This window comes from Mycobacterium sp. IDUB_36 (assembly GCF_055419225.1).
This window is the reverse complement of sequence record NZ_JBVAXH010000001.1, coordinates 3,494,544-3,510,053: the sequence shown is the minus strand read 5'-3', so window position 1 is coordinate 3,510,053 and position 15,510 is coordinate 3,494,544. Positions and strand designations below refer to the sequence as shown.

The following is a 15,510-nucleotide window of genomic DNA, read 5'->3' as shown; positions in this document are numbered from 1 at the left end:
GCATCAGCGCCGACTCCTCCTCATCGCTTCGCTCTGCATCGTCGTCGCCGGCATCAGCGCCGACTCCTCCTCATCGCTTCGCTCTGCATCGTCGTCGCCGGCATCAGCGCCGACTCCTCCTCATCGCTCGAGACGCTCGACCGCCGCGGCGATCCGTTCGTCCGTGGCGGTCAGCGCCACCCGCACGTGCCGGGCGCCCCGCGAACCATAGAACTCGCCGGGCGCGGCGAGAATGCCACGCTCCGCGAGCCAGCCGACGGTGTCGCGGCACGCCTCGCCGCGGGTGACCCACAGATACAAGCCGGCCTCGGAGTGGTCGACGGTGAAGCCGGCCGATCGGAAGGCGGGCAACAGCACGTCGCGGCGCCGCCGGTAACGCTCGCGCTGCTCGGCTTCGTGATCGTCGTCGTCCAGAGCGGCGACCATGGCCGCCTGCACCGGCCGCGACACCATCATCCCGGCGTGTTTGCGCACGGCCAGCAGCTCGCCGACCAGTCCGGGATCGCCGGCGACGAAGCCCGCGCGGTAGCCGGCCAACGACGAACTCTTGGACAGCGAGTGCACCGCCAGCAGGCCGGTGTGGTCGCCGTCGGACACCGACGGGTGCAGCACCGACAGCGGCTCCGCTTCCCAGCTCAGGCCGAGGTAGCACTCGTCGGACGCGACTATCACGCCGCGCTCGCGGGCCCAGCCGACCAGCTTGCGCAGATGGTCCACGCCGAGCACCTGCCCGGTCGGGTTGCTGGGCGAATTGACGAACAGCAGCGCCGGGGCCTGTGGGCCGATCTGGGTGAGCGAGTCTGCGACGACCACCTGCGCGCGGGCAAGCCGGGCGCCGACGTCATAGGTCGGGTAAGCCAGTTCGGGCACCACGACGAGGTCGTCGGCACCCAGGCCCAGCAGGGTCGGCAGCCAGGCGATCAGCTCTTTGGTGCCGATCACCGGCAGCACCGCCGACTCGGTCAGACCGGTGATGCCGTAGCGCCGGTTCAGCGCGGTGACCGCGGATTCGCGTAGCTGCGGTGTGCCGGCGGTGGTGGGGTATCCCGGCTCCGCGGCGGCCGAGGCAAGGGCCGCACGGATCAGCGGGGCTACCGGATCGACGGGGGTGCCGACCGAGAGGTCGACGATGCCGCCGGGGTGCGACCTGGCCAGCGCGGTCGCGTCGGCCAGGGTGTCCCACGGAAACTCCGGCAACAGAGCCGACACTCGCCGGCGATCAGTCGAGCGGGTCAGTCCTTCTCCTGCGGCGGAAGGTCCTTCACCGGTTGCGGGTCGTTGTCGGTCTGGCCGACTTTCGCTGCGCCCCCGGGGGATCCGAGCTCGGCGAAGAAGTCCGCGTTGATCTGGGTGTATTGGCTCCACTGCTCGGGGACGTCGTCCTCGTAGTAGATCGCCTCGACCGGGCACACCGGCTCGCACGCACCGCAGTCGACGCACTCGTCGGGGTGGATGAACAACATCCGAGCGCCCTCGTAGATGCAATCGACCGGGCACTCTTCGATACATGCCTTGTCTTTGAGATCGACGCAGGGTTCGGCGATCGTGTACGTCACAGACGTCTCCTCACGGTCTCCAGTGGCTGTCTGGCTGAGCCGGTCAGTATTCGCCGTTTTTCTCGGCAACACGTCCCGGGGTGTGAATGTCTTGGTTACTGATACTAGACGTTGCATATACAAAGCAAGTACCAGGTCACTATGCGCGTCGCTGCAGTGCAACTAGTTGCATAGGGTGCCCCGGAGTTCCTATGCTGCGCCGGTGGCACTCCCCCACGCAATCCTGGTCTCACTGTGTGAGCAGTCCGGGTCCGGCTACGAGCTGACGCGCCGGTTCGACCGCTCGATCGGCTACTTCTGGAGTGCTACCCACCAGCAGATCTACCGCACGCTGCGGACGATGGAGACCGAAGGCTGGGTGTCGGCGACCGTGGTGGCGCAGCAGGGTCGGCCGGACAAGAAGGTCTACACCGTTTCCGATGCCGGGCGCGCCGAATTGGCCCGCTGGATCGCCGCTCCGCTGAGCAGCGCCAGTTCCGGCGGGGCCGTCCCGCGCGAGCTGGCCGTCAAGCTGCGCGGCGCCGCTTACGGTGACCGCGCCGCGCTGCTCGAGCAGGTTCTGGTGCTGCGCGCCGAGCGCACCCGACTGCTGGACACCTACCGCGGATTCGAGAAGAAGCAGTTCGGAGATCCGGCGGCGTTGCGCGACAGCGCCTTACACCAGTATCTCGTGTTGCGTGGCGGGATACGCACCGAAGAAGGCACCGTCGGCTGGCTTGACGAAGTGGCCTCGGCCCTGGATCAGGAGAATCGATGAATTACCCACACCTGTTGTCTCCCTTGGACCTTGGTTTCACCACGCTGCGCAACCGGGTGATCATGGGCTCGATGCACACCGGCCTGGAGGATCGCGCCCGCAATACCGACCGGCTCGCCGAGTACTTCGCCGAACGGGCACACGGCGGCGTCGGCCTGATCATCACCGGCGGGTACGCGCCCAACCGGACCGGATGGCTGCTGCCGTTCGCCTCGGACCTGACGTCGTCCTCGCAGGTCCGTCGGCACCGCAAGATCACCCGGGCCGTGCACGACGGTGGCGGCAAGATCCTGCTGCAGATTCTGCACGCCGGCCGCTATGCGTATCACCCGCTTTCGGTCAGCGCGTCGTCGATCAAGGCGCCGATCAACCCGTTTCGGCCACGCCGACTCTCGTCCAGCGGCGTGCAGAGCACCATCGACGACTTCGCCCGGTGCGCGCAGCTGGCCCGCGAGGCGGGTTACGACGGTGTCGAAATCATGGGCAGCGAAGGGTATCTGCTCAACCAGTTCCTGGCACCGCGGACCAACACCCGCAAGGACGGCTGGGGTGGCACCGCCGAAAAGCGCCGTCGCTTTCCCGTCGAGATCGTGCGGCGGGCCCGCGCCGCGACCGGCAACGACTTCATCATCTGCTACCGGATGTCGATGGCCGACTACGTCGAGGGCGGCCAAACCTGGGACGACATCCTCACGCTGGCAAGCGAAGTCGAGGCTGCCGGCGCGACGATGATCAACTCCGGCTTCGGCTGGCACGAGGCCCGGGTGCCGACCATCGTCACCTCGGTGCCGAGCAACGCCTTCGTCGACATCAGCCATGCGGTCGCCGGGCACGTCGACATTCCGGTGGTGGCGTCCAACCGGATCAACATGCCGCAGGCGGCCGAGCAGATCCTGGCCGACACCCACGTGCAGCTGATTTCGATGGCCCGGCCACTGCTGGCCGACCCGGAATGGGTGCTCAAAGCGCAGGCCTCGCGGGCCGACGAGATCAACACCTGCATCGCCTGCAATCAGGCCTGCCTGGACCACGCGTTCGTGCACAAGACGGTGTCCTGCCTGCTCAACCCGCGCGCGGGCCGAGAGACGGAACTGGTGCTCTCACCGACCCGGCGAACCCGCTCGATCGCCGTGGTCGGCGCCGGCCCGGCCGGGCTGGCCGCCGCAGTCAACGCCGCCGCCCGTGGCCACCAGGTGACGCTGTTCGAGGCCAACGACTACATCGGCGGCCAATTCGACATGGCTCGCCGGATCCCGGGCAAAGAGGAGTTCAACGAGACCATCCGGTACTTCACCACGATGCTGCACACCAACGGCGTGGACGTGCGGCTCGGCAGCCGGGTGTCGGCGTCCGACCTCGCCGGCTTCGACCACGTGGTGCTGGCCACCGGTGTGACACCGCGGATTCCGGACATCCCGGGCATCAACCACTCGATGGTGCTGACCTACGGCGAAGCCATCACCGGCGTCAAGCCGCTCGGCAAACGTGTCGCGGTGATCGGTGCCGGCGGAATCGGTTTCGACGTCAGCGAGTTCCTGGTCACGGATGCCTCGCCGACGCTGAACCTCAAAGACTGGAAGACCGAGTGGGGTGCGGCCGATCCGTGGGAGGCGCCCGGAGCGCTGATCACCCCGATCCCCGCCCCGCCGGCGCGTGAGGTGTACCTGCTGCAGCGTTCCAGCGGCGGCCAGGGCCGAAACCTCGGCAAGACGAGCGGTTGGGTGCACCGGGCTTCGCTGAAAGCCAAAGGTGTGCAACAGCTTTCCGGTGTGAACTACGAGCGGGTCAGCGACGCGGGTCTGCATATCAGCTTCGGTTCGAAGCGGGAACGCCCGCAGCTGCTCGAGGTGGACAACGTCGTGGTCTGCGCCGGCCAGGAGCCGGTCCGCGACCTCGAAGACGAGTTGCGCCGCGCCGGGGTCACACCGCACGTCATCGGCGGAGCGGCCGTCGCCGCCGAGTTGGACGCCAAGCGCGCGATCAAGCAGGGCACCGAGCTGGCGGCCCGGCTGTAAGGCTCAGGCCGCCAACGGGTTGTAGTCGGTGGTGCGCTGACGGGCGGGACGGCCGATACCCTCGGCGATCGCAGTCAGCTCCGCGACGGTCTTGGCCGAGCCGAACTCCGAACCGGCCATCCGCGAGATGGTCTCCTCCATCAACGTGCCACCCAGGTCGTTGGCGCCGCCGTTGAGCATCACCTGCGTGCGCTCGACGCCGAGCTTGACCCAGCTGGTCTGAATGTGGGAGATGCGGCCGTGCAACATGATCCGTGCCAGTGCGTGCACCGCGCGGTTGTCGCGGTGGCTGGGGCCCGGACGGGCGGCACCGGCAAGATACAGCGGCGAGTTCTGGTGCACGAACGGCAGCGGCACGAATTCGGTGAACCCACCGGTGCGATCCTGGATGCGGCGCAACACATTCAGATGCCCGACCCAGTGGCGCGGGTCGTCGACGTGGCCGTACATCATCGTCGAGGACGAACGCAGGCCCACCTCGTGCGCGGTGGTCACCACGTCGATCCACATCGAGGTGGGCAGCTTGCCCTTGGTCAGCACCCAGCGGACCTCGTCGTCGAGAATCTCGGCGGCAGTGCCGGGAATCGAGTCCAGGCCGGCCTCCCGCAGGCTGGTCAGCCACTCGCGAATACTCAAGCCACTCTTGGTCACTCCGTTGGAGATCTCCATCGGCGAGAACGCGTGCACGTGCATCGACGGAACCCGCGCCTTCACCGCACGGACCAGGTCGGCGTAGCCGGTGACCGGCAACTCCGGGTCGATCCCGCCCTGCATGCAGACCTCGGTGGCGCCCGCCACGTGTGCTTCCCACGCCCGTTGAGCCACCTCGTCGGCGGACAGCGAGAAGGCGTCGGCGTCGTCCTTGCGCTGCGCGAACGCGCAGAACCGGCAACCGGTGTAGCAGATGTTGGTGAAGTTGATGTTGCGGTTCACCACGAACGTCACATCGTCGCCGACGACGTCGCGGCGCAGCGAATCTGCCAGTGCAGCAACAGCTTCCAGCGCCGGTCCGTCTGCGGTCGCCAGCGCGAGGTAGTCAGCGTCGGTGCAGGAGGCCGGGTTGCGTTCAGCCGACCGCAGCGCCGCCAGCACGTCGCCGGCCAGGCGTTCGGGCGCACGAGCGCCTTGGGCGGTGAGGTCGTGCACCTTGGCCCGGATCGACTCCCAGTCGCCGAACGCGCTGTCCAGGTCGCTCCGGGTCTCGGTCTTGCGACCTTCGGTGTCGATCGCCGCGTTGAGGTCGATCCGGCCGGCGGAGGCGACGTCGTCGGGCTCCTGCCACGGCATACCCGTGGGGTTGACGTCGCGGGCCAGTCCGGTGGCCGGATCGGCAAGTGCCACAACGTGACCGCGCACCCGTGGGTCGATCCACGCCGCGCCGGCCTGCACGTACTTCGGCTGCGCGGTCAGTCGCTCCACCAGGTCGTAGCCGGCCGCCGCGGTGACCTCGGCGAGCGTGTCGAGCGCGGGCCACGGACGCTCGGGATTGACGTGGTCGGGGGTCAGTGGCGATACGCCGCCCCAGTCGTCGACACCCGCACCGATCAGGGCGACGCACTCCTGCTCCGACACCAGATTCGGCGGCGCCTGGATCCGCATCGCCGGACCGAGGACCAGTCGCGACACCGCGATGGTGGCCAGGAAGTCGTCGATTCCGGCGTCGGGCGTCGAGGCCATCGCGGTGTGTTGCTTGGCCCGGAAGTTCTGCACGATCACTTCTTGGACGTGGCCGAATTCCTTGTGCGACTTGCGAATCGCATGCAACGTCTCGGCGCGCTCGAGCAGCGTCTCACCGATGCCGACCAGCAGACCGGTGGTGAACGGTATGGAAAGCCGGCCCGCGTCGGTCAGCGTGCGCAGTCGAACCTCGGGGTCTTTGTCCGGACTGCCATAGTGCGCAAGCCCTTTCGTCTCGAACAACCGACGCGAGGTCGTCTCCAACATCATGCCCATCGACGGAGCCACCGGCTTGAGCCGCGACAGCTCCGACCAACTCATCACGCCCGGGTTCAGATGTGGCAGCAGCCCGGATTCCTCCAGCACCCGGATGGCCATCGCGCGCAGGTACGACAGGGTGGAGTCGTAGCCGCGCTCGTCCAGCCATTCCCGCGCTTCGGGCCAGCGGTCTTCGGGGCGATCACCGAGAGTGAACAGGGCTTCCTTGCAACCGAGTTCGGCGCCGCGCCGGGCGATGTCGAGAATCTCGTCGGGCTCGAGGTACATGCCGGCGCCGCGGGCGCGCAGCTTTCCCGGCACCGTGACGAACGTGCAGTAGTGGCAGGAGTCCCGGCAGAGATGAGTGACGGGAATGAAGACCTTGCGGGAGTAGCTGACCGGCAGCCGGCCGTTGCTGCCGCGGCGCCCGGCCGACTCCAGGCCGGCGTCACGTACCCGCGCGGCGCTGCGACACAGGTCGGCGAGATCGTCACCGCGGGCGGTCAGCGCGACCGCTGCCTCGTCGATGTTCAGGGCCACCCCGTCGCGGGCCCGCCGTAGCACCCGGCGCATCGCAGATCCGCCTGGTGAAGGGGGGGCCGACGGGCTGGGCAGCAAGGTCGGCTCTTCGCCCGGAGTCAACGGCACGTTTGTGTAACTTCCGGCCAGCGATATTTCATCCGTGAGTCCATCCGAATTTCCCAACTATCCGCGACCCGACGCGTGCCATGAGCGACAACAGTAGCCTCCAGTCGTGCGTCGAAGAGTCCCTGCCCTCAGCGGGCGGGCCGGCGCCGTAGCAGCACCCAAAAAGGCGGCAGTAAACCCGCTGCGAGCAGCAACAACGGGCTGTAAGCCAGTACTCCGCGGCCGGCGAAGATGACATCGCCGCCCGGACCGGGCAGGCACATCACCAGCACCGCCAGCAGCCAGGTCCACAACGGCAGCGCGGCCAGGCGGATCGAGTCGGTGCACTGCGCGGCGGCCCAGACCAAGCCGGCGTTGATCAGGCCACTGACCAGGGCACTGACCGGGAACGGCACCGAGCCGATGTAGGACGGCAGAAGAAGGGCGCCGCCCACCGCCGACAGAATCCCGTCGGCCGCCAGCAACGCCAGCACGACGATGCGGTAGACGATCAGGTCGGGATGCTGTCCAACTGCGAAACGATGGACATGACCGTCCACTGGAAATTGTCCAGTCGGTCCTGCCAGTGCTGCTGGTTGTAGTCCAGGTCCGGGTCCATTCCGGCAGCTTACCGCGAGGCCGTCTCGGCAAGGTCGACTCCGGAGAGCAGGTCGGTCTCCCAGCCGCGATCGTCGCGGTCGCCCGCGGAGCCGCCCGCCAGGATGTAGTGCTCCTGGCCCACGATCGGCAGCGCGATGTTGTTCGACAGGGCCAGCGTGCGCCCGGTGGGTCCCACGGTGAGCTGGGTGGCGTGCGCCCGGAGCGCGGCGATCTTCGCCGGTAGCGCATCCGGGTCGTCGATGACGGCGTCGATGTCGTCGTCGGGATAACCCAGCCCGCCGAAGTCGCCGTCCGGAGGCGGGACGATCCATTCCTCGCGCAGATCGCCGGGGCCCAGCGCTGCCCACCCGGCCATGAAAGCGCTGCGGGCGATGACGGTCCAGTAGAACTTCGGCACCGACCAGGGCTGTCCGGGATAGTCGTCGCCGCTTTCGGCGGCGGCCACCGCAGCGGCCGTGACGACGTGCGCCTGGATGTGGTCGGGGTGGCCGTAGCCGCCATCGGGGTCGTAGGTCACTACGACGTGCGGGCGCATCTCGCGGATGATCGCGACCAGCGCGCCGACCGCCTCGCGTTGGTCGGCGTCGCTGAACCGTTGCCGGCCGCGCGCCTCGCTACCGACCATGCCCGAGTCGCGCCACCGGCCCGGACCGCCGAGATAGACCGGAGCGTCCAGGCCGAGCGCCCGGAGCGCGGCGGTGAGTTCACCGATCCGGTAGCCGCCGAGTTGGTCGGCGTGGTCCACGGCCAACTGCGCCCACTGGTCGCCAATGACCTCGCCCTCTTCGCCGAGCGTGCACGTGACGACCCGCACCTGCGCTCCGCGCGCGACGTAGTGGGCGATGGTGACACCGTTGGTGATGGTCTCGTCGTCGGGATGGGCGTGCACGAACAGCAGCCGCGGAGTCTGGAGCATGGCACGCACCCTACTCGCGCGCTGCGGGGCAAAGGATTTCGCGATCGAAACTTCTGAGCTGCACAAACAGCTTGTCGACGGGCAAAGGCCGGTCCGCCCGAAAGGCACGTCGCTGGCTACTATCTTCAGATGGGACAGCAGACGGTGGCGGCCGGGGCAGTAGTCCGCACCCGTCGTAGGGGCAAGCAGCTCGAAGACGCCCTCTACGACGCGACGCTGGCCGAGCTGGCCGTGGTCGGCTACGGCGGCCTGACCATGGAGGGCATCGCCGCGCGGGCCAGGACCGGCAAGGCCGCGCTGTACCGACGGTGGTCCAGCAAGCACGACCTGGTCCAGGCGGCCCTGCTCTACGCGCTGCCTCCGCTGCCGGAACCGCGACCGGACCGATCGGCGCGGGAGAATCTGCTGGCCGTGCTCAACGCGCACTGCGACGTGGTCGCCGGCAAGACCGCATTTCCCGGTCTGGGCAGCCTGCAACAGCTCCTGCACGAGCCGGAATTGCGGGCGATCTTCACCGACGCCGTGGTCGGGCCCCGGCTGCGGATCACCGAATCGATACTGGAGGCCGGCGCGGCCAACGGCGAAATCCACGCCGACGCGGTGACGCCCTACACCGCCAGGGTGGGGACCGCACTGGTCAACCAGCAGATGTTGCTCACCGGCGCGCCGCCGAACAAGCGGCAGCTGGCCCAGATCGTCGACACCGTGCTGCCGCGTTCGACCTGAATGTCGTTGTCGTACAACAGCTTCGGATGTCCAGAGCCTAGTCCAGAGCTTATTGCGCCGTCTTCACCCATTGTCCGGCGTCGCCGACGATCCCGACCGGAACCGCGCCGGACAGGCTGACGTTCTGCACGCTCGGGCCGGCCCCGACGATCGTGGTGTCCTGGAGGATCGGCAGCACCGTGGCCATCTCCCAGAGGCGCGGCTCGGCCGCATTCACCACGTCGTTGATGTCCCTGGTGCCGGCCAGCGCCGCGTCGATGTCCGCCTGGATGCTGTGGTCGCAGATCCCGGTCAGGTTCGACGGCGCCTGCACCAGCGCGCCGGGCTCCTGCGCGTGCGAGGGCGGCGTCGAGGTGGCCGCGGTCGGCGTCGTCGTCGCGGGGGCGGGCTTGCCGGCCGTGGCCGAGGACGATGTCGACGCCGCGGCGGTGGACACCGCCGTCGCCTCCAACGCCGGGCAGCCGAACCGGGATGCCAGCAGGGTCGCCAGGTTGCCGCCGGCCTCGCTCCAGCCGACCAGGGCATCGACCCGGTTGTTGACCAGCGCCTCGCGGTACAGGGCGACCGGGTCGAGCGCCAGCACGGTCGCGGCGATCCCGACGTTGCGCAACTGGTCGGCGGCGGTGTTCGCCACGGCCTGCGAGGTCGGGTCGTTGGCGGCGACACCGATCACCAGCGTCAGTTCTTTACCGTCCTTGGTCACGTGGCCCCGGTTGTTCTCCGGCGTCGCGTTGTCGCTGTCGATCTGGTAGCCCGCCGACTCCAGCAGCCCCAGCGCCGCCGTGCGGGTCAGCGCCGGTGGCGCCGTGGGCACGTACCCGGGATCGCTGGGCGAACGGATCTGCGCCTGATCCAGGCTGACGGTGTTGTCGCTGCCGGCGCCGACCGCGGCGAGCAGGTCGACGTCGAGCAAGCCCAGAATCGCCTTACGTACCTGCCCGTCGGCCAGCTTCGCCACGTTGGCGCGCAGCGTCAGCTGCATCGCCCGCGGCGTCATGATCCGAGCGGTCCGCACGTCCGGGATCGCCGACAGCTGCGCGAAAGCCGCTGAGCCGCCGTGGACCTGGGCCACCTGGGTGTCGCCGTTGCGAACCGAGTCGGCCAGCGCGGCGGGTGCGCCGGCCCGGCGGAACAACACCAGGTCCGGTTTGGCCGGCGGTCCCCAGTAGCGGTCGTTGCGGGCCAGCAGGAGCTCGTCGCGCTGGGGGTCGATCGACTCCACCCGGAACTGGCCGCCGGTCACCGGGAGGGCCCGCGCCAGCCCGGCCGGGAAGCCACCCGGCACGTCCTTGACGATGTGCGCCGGCAGGATGTTGTTGAACAATTCTCGCCACGCCGGGTAGGGCCGGGCGAAGGTGACCACCGCCTGTTTGCCGCCGTCAATCGACTGAACCCCGGTGATCAGGTCATATCCCGCCGGATCGACCACGCCGGGCTGACCGACCATCTGGCGCCACAGGTACCAGAAGTCGTCGGCCGCGATCGGGGCATTGTCGGTCCACTGCGCCTCCGGCCGGATCTTGTAGGTGACCGTGAACGGGTTCTCGTTGGTCACCTCGGCCGACTTGAGCAGCGTCGGGTCCATCTCCCAGCGGGATCCCGTCGGCGTGTTCGGGTCGGCCACCGGGCGGAAGGCGCTGGGCAGCACCAGAGCACTCACCGCGGCGTTGACGGCCGAAAGATCGGACAGCAAATGCGGATTGAAGCCGGCCCCGATCGAGTCGATGCCCATGATGATCTGCGTCCTGCGTTGCGGCGGCGGAACAGTGCTGCGCGCGGTCGCGGTGCTCTGCGGAGCGGGCGGCGGACTGACCGCGCAGCCGACGAACGCCAACAGCGAAACCAGCATGCCGGCGGTCACGCGGACGCGGCGGGCTCGGTTCGGCACGCCCCACAGGGTATCGGGGGCGGAATCCCCGTCGTCGGTCAATGCGTCGTCGTCAGCCGCGAGCCTTGGCCCGGGCCTTCGCCCGCGCGCGCAGGGTCGCGGTCAGCTCGACCTTGCGCACCCGCACCACCTCCGGCGTCACCTCCACGCACTCGTCCTCGGCGCAGAACTCCATCGCCTGCTCGAGGCCGAGATCCAGCGGGCGGGCCAGGGTCTCCATCACGTCGGCGGTCGACGAGCGCATGTTGGTCAGCTTCTTCTCCCGCGTCACGTTGACGTCGAGGTCTTCGGCACGCGGGTTGATACCCACCACCTGGCCCTCGTAGGTGTCCTCACCGGGCTCGACGAAGAACTGCCCACGGTCGGACAGCTGGATCATGGCGAACGGCGTGATCGATCCGGTGCGGTCGGAGACCAGCGAGCCGGTGTGTCGCGCTTTGATCTCGCCCGCCCACGGCCGGTAACCGTCGAACACCGCGTTCGCGATGCCGGTGCCACGCGTCAGCGTCAGGAAGTCGGTGCGGAAGCCGATCAGCCCACGGCTCGGCACGATGAAGTCCATCCGGACCCAGCCGGCGGCGTGGTTGGCCATCTCCTCCATGCGCCCCTTGCGGGCGGCCATCAGCTGGGTGATCGCGCCGACGAACTCCTCGGGACAGTCGATCGTCATCGCCTCGAACGGCTCGTGCAGCTTGCCGTCGACCGTCTGGGTGACCACCTGCGGCTTGCCGACGGTGAGCTCGAAGCCCTCGCGGCGCATCTGTTCGACGAGCACGGCCAGCGCCAGTTCACCACGACCCTGGACCTCCCAGGCATCGGGCCGGTCGATGTCGACGACCTTGATCGACACGTTGCCGACCAGCTCGGAATCCAAGCGCGACTTGACCATTCGCGCGGTCAGCTTGTGCCCGGACACCTTGCCGGCCAGCGGCGAGGTGTTGGTGCCGATGGTCACCGAGATGGCGGGCTCGTCGACGGTGATGCGCGGCAGCGCGTGTGCGTGCTCGATGTCGGCAAGCGTGTCGCCGATCATGATCTCCGGAATGCCGGCCACCGCGACGATGTCGCCGGCGATGGCCTCTTCGGTCGGTGTGCGTTCGACGCCCTCGGTGACCAGCAGCTCGGTGATCTTGGCGTTAGTGATGACGGGATGGCCGTCCACTTCGCGCATCCAGGCCACCTGCTGGCCCTTCTTGATGCGGCCCTTGTAGATGCGGATCAGCGCGAGTCGGCCCAGGAACGCCGACGCGTCGAGGTTGGTCACCAGCGCCTGCAGCGGCGCCTCGGGGTCGCCCTGGGGCGGCGGAATGTGCTCGAGCAGCACGTCGAACAGCGGGTCGAGGTTCTCGCCGTCGGGGTTCTCGCCGTTGGCGGGCTGGGTGGTGCAGGCGATGCCAGCGCGTCCCGAGGCGTACAGCGTGGGCAGATCGAGCGCTTTCTCGGCGGCGGCCTGGGCTTCTTCGTCGAGGTCGGAGGCGACGTCGAGGAGCAGGTCGTGGCTCTCCTCGACGACTTCGGCGATCCGGGCGTCCGGCCGGTCGGTCTTGTTGACGACGAGGATCACCGGGAGGTGCGCGGCCAGCGCCTTGCGCAGCACGAAACGGGTCTGCGGCAGCGGGCCTTCCGAGGCGTCGACCAGCAGCAGGACGCCGTCGACCATGGACAGGCCGCGCTCCACCTCGCCGCCGAAGTCGGCGTGGCCCGGGGTGTCGATGACGTTGATGACGGTCATCGAGCCGTCGGCGTGCTGGCGGTGCACCGCGGTGTTCTTCGCCAGGATCGTGATGCCCTTTTCCTTCTCCAGGTCACCGGAGTCCATCAGGCGCTCGATCGCGTCGTCGCCGCGATGGGTCAGCGCGCCCGACTGTCGCAGCATCGCGTCGACCAGGGTCGTCTTCCCATGGTCGACGTGCGCGACGATGGCTACATTCCGGAAATCCACGTGGTGAATTGTCGCAGCGTAGGCACCAAACACGAAAACGCGACCTGTATACAAGAGGTCACGTGAACTTCGAAAAGTATGCGACGGCAAAGCCGAAGAAGAAGTGCTGCCGCTCCAAGCCACGGTGTAAGCGCTGCCCACTGGTCCTGCACAAAGTGCAGAAGGCGGAGCGCAACGGTGTCCGCGGCAAGGCATTGGAGAGGGTGTTCAAGCACGCCCGAAAGGCGTGACTAGCTGGGATGTTCACGGCCGATCCCGCACGGCCCATCCGCCGGCCGACGGCTCGTCGCGGACGGCCGGCGACGCTCTTCTCGCCGAGTCGCTGATCCCCGTCCACTCATTCGCGCCCGACGAACAACCAAGCTCAGGCGCGGCACCCGGGTAGCCCCGGCTGTGTGCCGCATGTCACCTCACCTGCCGGCTGCCGGGACCCCGGTTCTCGGCCAACAGCCGCGTCAGCGCCGGCAGGAATCCCCGGTCGGCGGGCACCCAGTCGACGTCGTCGAGTTCCGCGGCCGACACCCAGCGCAGCGCGGCGTGATCGTGCGGCTGGGGTTCGCCGCGGAGCACGGTCGCGGTGTACGCCCGCAAGGTCATCGTCGGACTCAGCTCGACGTCGCCGAGCTGAGAGCCGACCGCGACGTCGACACCGAGTTCCTCGGCCAGTTCACGGGCCAGCGCCGCCGGCCCGGTCTCCCCCGCCGCGACCTTGCCACCCGGGAGCTCCCATCGGCCGGCCAGTTCGGGCGGTCGAACACGCTGTGCGATCAGCAGCTTCGAATCCACGACGATCGCCCCTGCGACCACGATCTGGTTGACCATCGCGGCCGACGGTATACGGTCGAGAGATGGCTGTGTTATCGGATGACCAAGTAGATGCCGCACTGCCTGAGCTCAACGGGTGGGAACGCAAAGACGGCGTGCTGCGCCGGTCGGTGGAGTTTCCGGCATTCCTGTCCGGAATCGAAGCGGTGCGCCGGGTCGCCGAACGCGCCGAGGAGAAAGACCACCATCCCGACATCGATATCCGTTGGCGAACAGTGACTTTCGCGTTGGTCACGCACTCCGACGGCGGCATCACCGAGAAGGACCTCGGGTTGGCCCGCGACATCGACGCGATTATCGCGGAGTAGCCGACCGCCTCCTGCTGGCCGCAACCCAGCCCAGCGTGGCCAGTGTCGCCACGATGTAAACCAGCCCGCCCCAGGCCTGGTACCACGGACGGCCGTTCTGCCAGATGCTCGGCTGCGCAAAACTCAGCAGCCAGGGCACCCCGACAACCAGCAGCACCAGCCAGGTCCAGCCGAGAATCCGCGCGCCGCGGCGATCGGACAGCGGGCCGTGAAACAGCCAGATCATCAACGGCACCAACCACACCCAGTGATGGGTCCAGGAAATGGGCGAGAGCAGCAGGCCGAACAGTTCGACTATCAGCAGCCGTCCGAGCCGGTCCGGCCGATCCGCGTCGACGCTCATCGCCCGCCAGGCCAGCACGGAAAGTAGTGCGGTGAGCCCGATTCCGATCAGCACGGTCGGGTTGTAACCCGGGTCGTGACCGTAGATCCGGCAGATCGCGCCGCGCCACGACTGGTTGAAGATCGTGCAGATCGGTCCGACTCGATCGGTCTTGCGGATCAAATCGGTGAAGTAGTAACGGGTTTGGTCGCCGACGATCAACGCCGATAATCCGATGGTGGCCAGGAACACGACGCCGGAGAAGACCGCGGTCCCCCACCGCCGGGCCCCGACGAAATACAGTCCTCCGATCGCGGGCGTCAGTTTGACCCCCGCGGCCGTACCCAGCAACAGGCCGGACAGCCACCACCGGGCGCTGAATACCGCGGCCAACGCGGCCAGCGCCAATACGACGTTGATCTGCCCGTAGTCGAACGTGCTGCGCAACGGCTCGAGCCAGATTGCGATCCCCGTCCACAGCATCGCGGGCCGCTGACCTTCGCCGGCAGCGACGCCCAGCAGCCGCTGGCTGATCCGCACCACCCCGTATAGCGCGGCCATCGTGCCAACTGTCCAGCAGAACGCCACCACGCCGAACGGCAGAAAGTGCAGCGGATAGAAGACCACCGCGGCGAAGGGCGGATAGGTGAACGGCAGCGGGAAGTCCGGCGTCTGATCGGCATAGACGTAGCGGTAGAGGCCCCCCGGGTGGTCGAGCATCGCCGAGCCGCCGACGTAGACGTGCAGGTCGACGAAGTTGGCCCCGTTGGGCGCCAGATACGTCCAGGCCAGCCGCGCCAAGACGCTCACGATCAGAACCACCGGCCCGATGGTCTCGACCGAGATCGCGGAGCGGCGGCTGGTGATTGCCGCCGGAGCGGCCGAGGTGGTGTCGATCTGCACGACTCTATCGCCGGGCCCGACAAGCAGCGCCGTCCCGCTACAGGCTCGCTCGGTAACCGCCACCGCTCAGTTCAATAACGGTCGCATAAATGCCACACGTGTCACTCGAGTCACTCCTGTTTTCAGGCGGATCGTCTGGGGCGAGGACTTGTCATCGAGATTCAGGGAG

The 15,510-nt window shown here is 68.1% G+C and carries 14 protein-coding genes; 5 read left to right on the top strand and 9 right to left on the bottom strand.

Annotated features, from left to right (window positions below):
- Nucleotides 1–120: 120 nt before the first annotated feature.
- Together dapC and fdxA are read right to left on the bottom strand one after the other, a co-directional pair.
- Nucleotides 121–1,209 (bottom strand): succinyldiaminopimelate transaminase, encoded by a 1,089-nt coding sequence (dapC, locus tag ACZYW1_RS17480; RefSeq protein WP_463787443.1) that lies wholly within the window; start codon nucleotides 1,207–1,209, stop codon nucleotides 121–123.
- Between the two features lie 23 nt (nucleotides 1,210–1,232).
- Nucleotides 1,233–1,556, bottom strand: a complete 324-nt coding sequence (gene fdxA, locus ACZYW1_RS17475; RefSeq protein ID WP_292980304.1) for a ferredoxin — start codon at nucleotides 1,554–1,556, stop codon at nucleotides 1,233–1,235.
- Between the two features lie 202 nt (nucleotides 1,557–1,758).
- Between fdxA and ACZYW1_RS17470 the strand changes: the two genes are divergently transcribed.
- Nucleotides 1,759–2,313 (top strand): PadR family transcriptional regulator, encoded by a 555-nt coding sequence (locus ACZYW1_RS17470; RefSeq protein ID WP_463787441.1) that lies wholly within the window; start codon nucleotides 1,759–1,761, stop codon nucleotides 2,311–2,313.
- On the top strand, nucleotides 2,310–4,328 hold the full coding sequence (locus tag ACZYW1_RS17465) for an FAD-dependent oxidoreductase (protein WP_463787440.1): 2,019 nt from the start codon (nucleotides 2,310–2,312) through the stop codon (nucleotides 4,326–4,328). Before ACZYW1_RS17470 ends, ACZYW1_RS17465 begins: the two co-directional genes overlap by 4 nt.
- A 3-nt stretch (nucleotides 4,329–4,331) precedes the next feature.
- Here the strand turns inward: ACZYW1_RS17465 and ACZYW1_RS17460 are convergent, their stop codons facing one another.
- The 3 genes from ACZYW1_RS17460 to mshB form a co-directional block, all read right to left on the bottom strand.
- Entirely contained in the window at nucleotides 4,332–6,911 is a 2,580-nt protein-coding gene (locus ACZYW1_RS17460) for a bifunctional FO biosynthesis protein CofGH (RefSeq protein WP_463787439.1), read from the bottom strand.
- Nucleotides 6,912–7,039: 128 nt separating this feature from the next.
- Entirely contained in the window at nucleotides 7,040–7,450 is a 411-nt protein-coding gene (locus ACZYW1_RS17455) for a hypothetical protein (protein WP_463787437.1), read from the bottom strand.
- 68 nt (nucleotides 7,451–7,518) lie between these two features.
- On the bottom strand, nucleotides 7,519–8,427 hold the full coding sequence (mshB, locus tag ACZYW1_RS17450) for an N-acetyl-1-D-myo-inositol-2-amino-2-deoxy-alpha-D-glucopyranoside deacetylase (RefSeq protein WP_463787436.1): 909 nt from the start codon (nucleotides 8,425–8,427) through the stop codon (nucleotides 7,519–7,521).
- A 129-nt stretch (nucleotides 8,428–8,556) separates the two neighbouring features.
- On the opposite strand from mshB, the gene ACZYW1_RS17445 reads away from it, so the two are divergent.
- A complete protein-coding gene (locus ACZYW1_RS17445) occupies nucleotides 8,557–9,153 on the top strand; it encodes a TetR/AcrR family transcriptional regulator (RefSeq protein ID WP_463787435.1) in 597 nt (198 codons plus the stop codon).
- A gap of 49 nt (nucleotides 9,154–9,202) precedes the next feature.
- On the opposite strand, the gene ACZYW1_RS17440 is transcribed toward ACZYW1_RS17445, so the two are convergent.
- Both ACZYW1_RS17440 and typA read right to left on the bottom strand, forming a co-directional pair.
- Nucleotides 9,203–11,002 carry an ABC transporter family substrate-binding protein gene (locus tag ACZYW1_RS17440; protein WP_463787873.1) on the bottom strand — a complete coding sequence of 600 codons (1,800 nt, stop codon included), beginning with the start codon at nucleotides 11,000–11,002 and terminating at the stop codon, nucleotides 9,203–9,205.
- A 91-nt stretch (nucleotides 11,003–11,093) separates the two neighbouring features.
- A complete protein-coding gene (gene typA, locus ACZYW1_RS17435) occupies nucleotides 11,094–12,983 on the bottom strand; it encodes a translational GTPase TypA (RefSeq protein WP_463787434.1) in 1,890 nt (629 codons plus the stop codon).
- 62 nt (nucleotides 12,984–13,045) lie between these two features.
- Between typA and ACZYW1_RS17430 the strand changes: the two genes are divergently transcribed.
- Complete coding sequence (locus ACZYW1_RS17430; protein WP_463787433.1) at nucleotides 13,046–13,213, top strand: hypothetical protein; 168 nt, start codon at nucleotides 13,046–13,048, stop codon at nucleotides 13,211–13,213.
- Nucleotides 13,214–13,388: 175 nt separating this feature from the next.
- On the opposite strand, the gene ACZYW1_RS17425 is transcribed toward ACZYW1_RS17430, so the two are convergent.
- Complete coding sequence (locus ACZYW1_RS17425; protein ID WP_463787432.1) at nucleotides 13,389–13,805, bottom strand: (deoxy)nucleoside triphosphate pyrophosphohydrolase; 417 nt, start codon at nucleotides 13,803–13,805, stop codon at nucleotides 13,389–13,391.
- A 26-nt stretch (nucleotides 13,806–13,831) separates the two neighbouring features.
- Here ACZYW1_RS17425 and ACZYW1_RS17420 point away from each other — a divergent pair, with 26 nt between their 5' ends.
- Complete coding sequence (locus ACZYW1_RS17420; protein ID WP_463787431.1) at nucleotides 13,832–14,116, top strand: 4a-hydroxytetrahydrobiopterin dehydratase; 285 nt, start codon at nucleotides 13,832–13,834, stop codon at nucleotides 14,114–14,116.
- Here ACZYW1_RS17420 and ACZYW1_RS17415 read toward each other — a convergent pair.
- Nucleotides 14,103–15,368, bottom strand: coding sequence for a mannosyltransferase (locus ACZYW1_RS17415; RefSeq protein WP_463787872.1), 1,266 nt, complete (start codon nucleotides 15,366–15,368; stop codon nucleotides 14,103–14,105). The genes ACZYW1_RS17420 and ACZYW1_RS17415 overlap by 14 nt on opposite strands.
- Nucleotides 15,369–15,510: the final 142 nt, after the last annotated feature.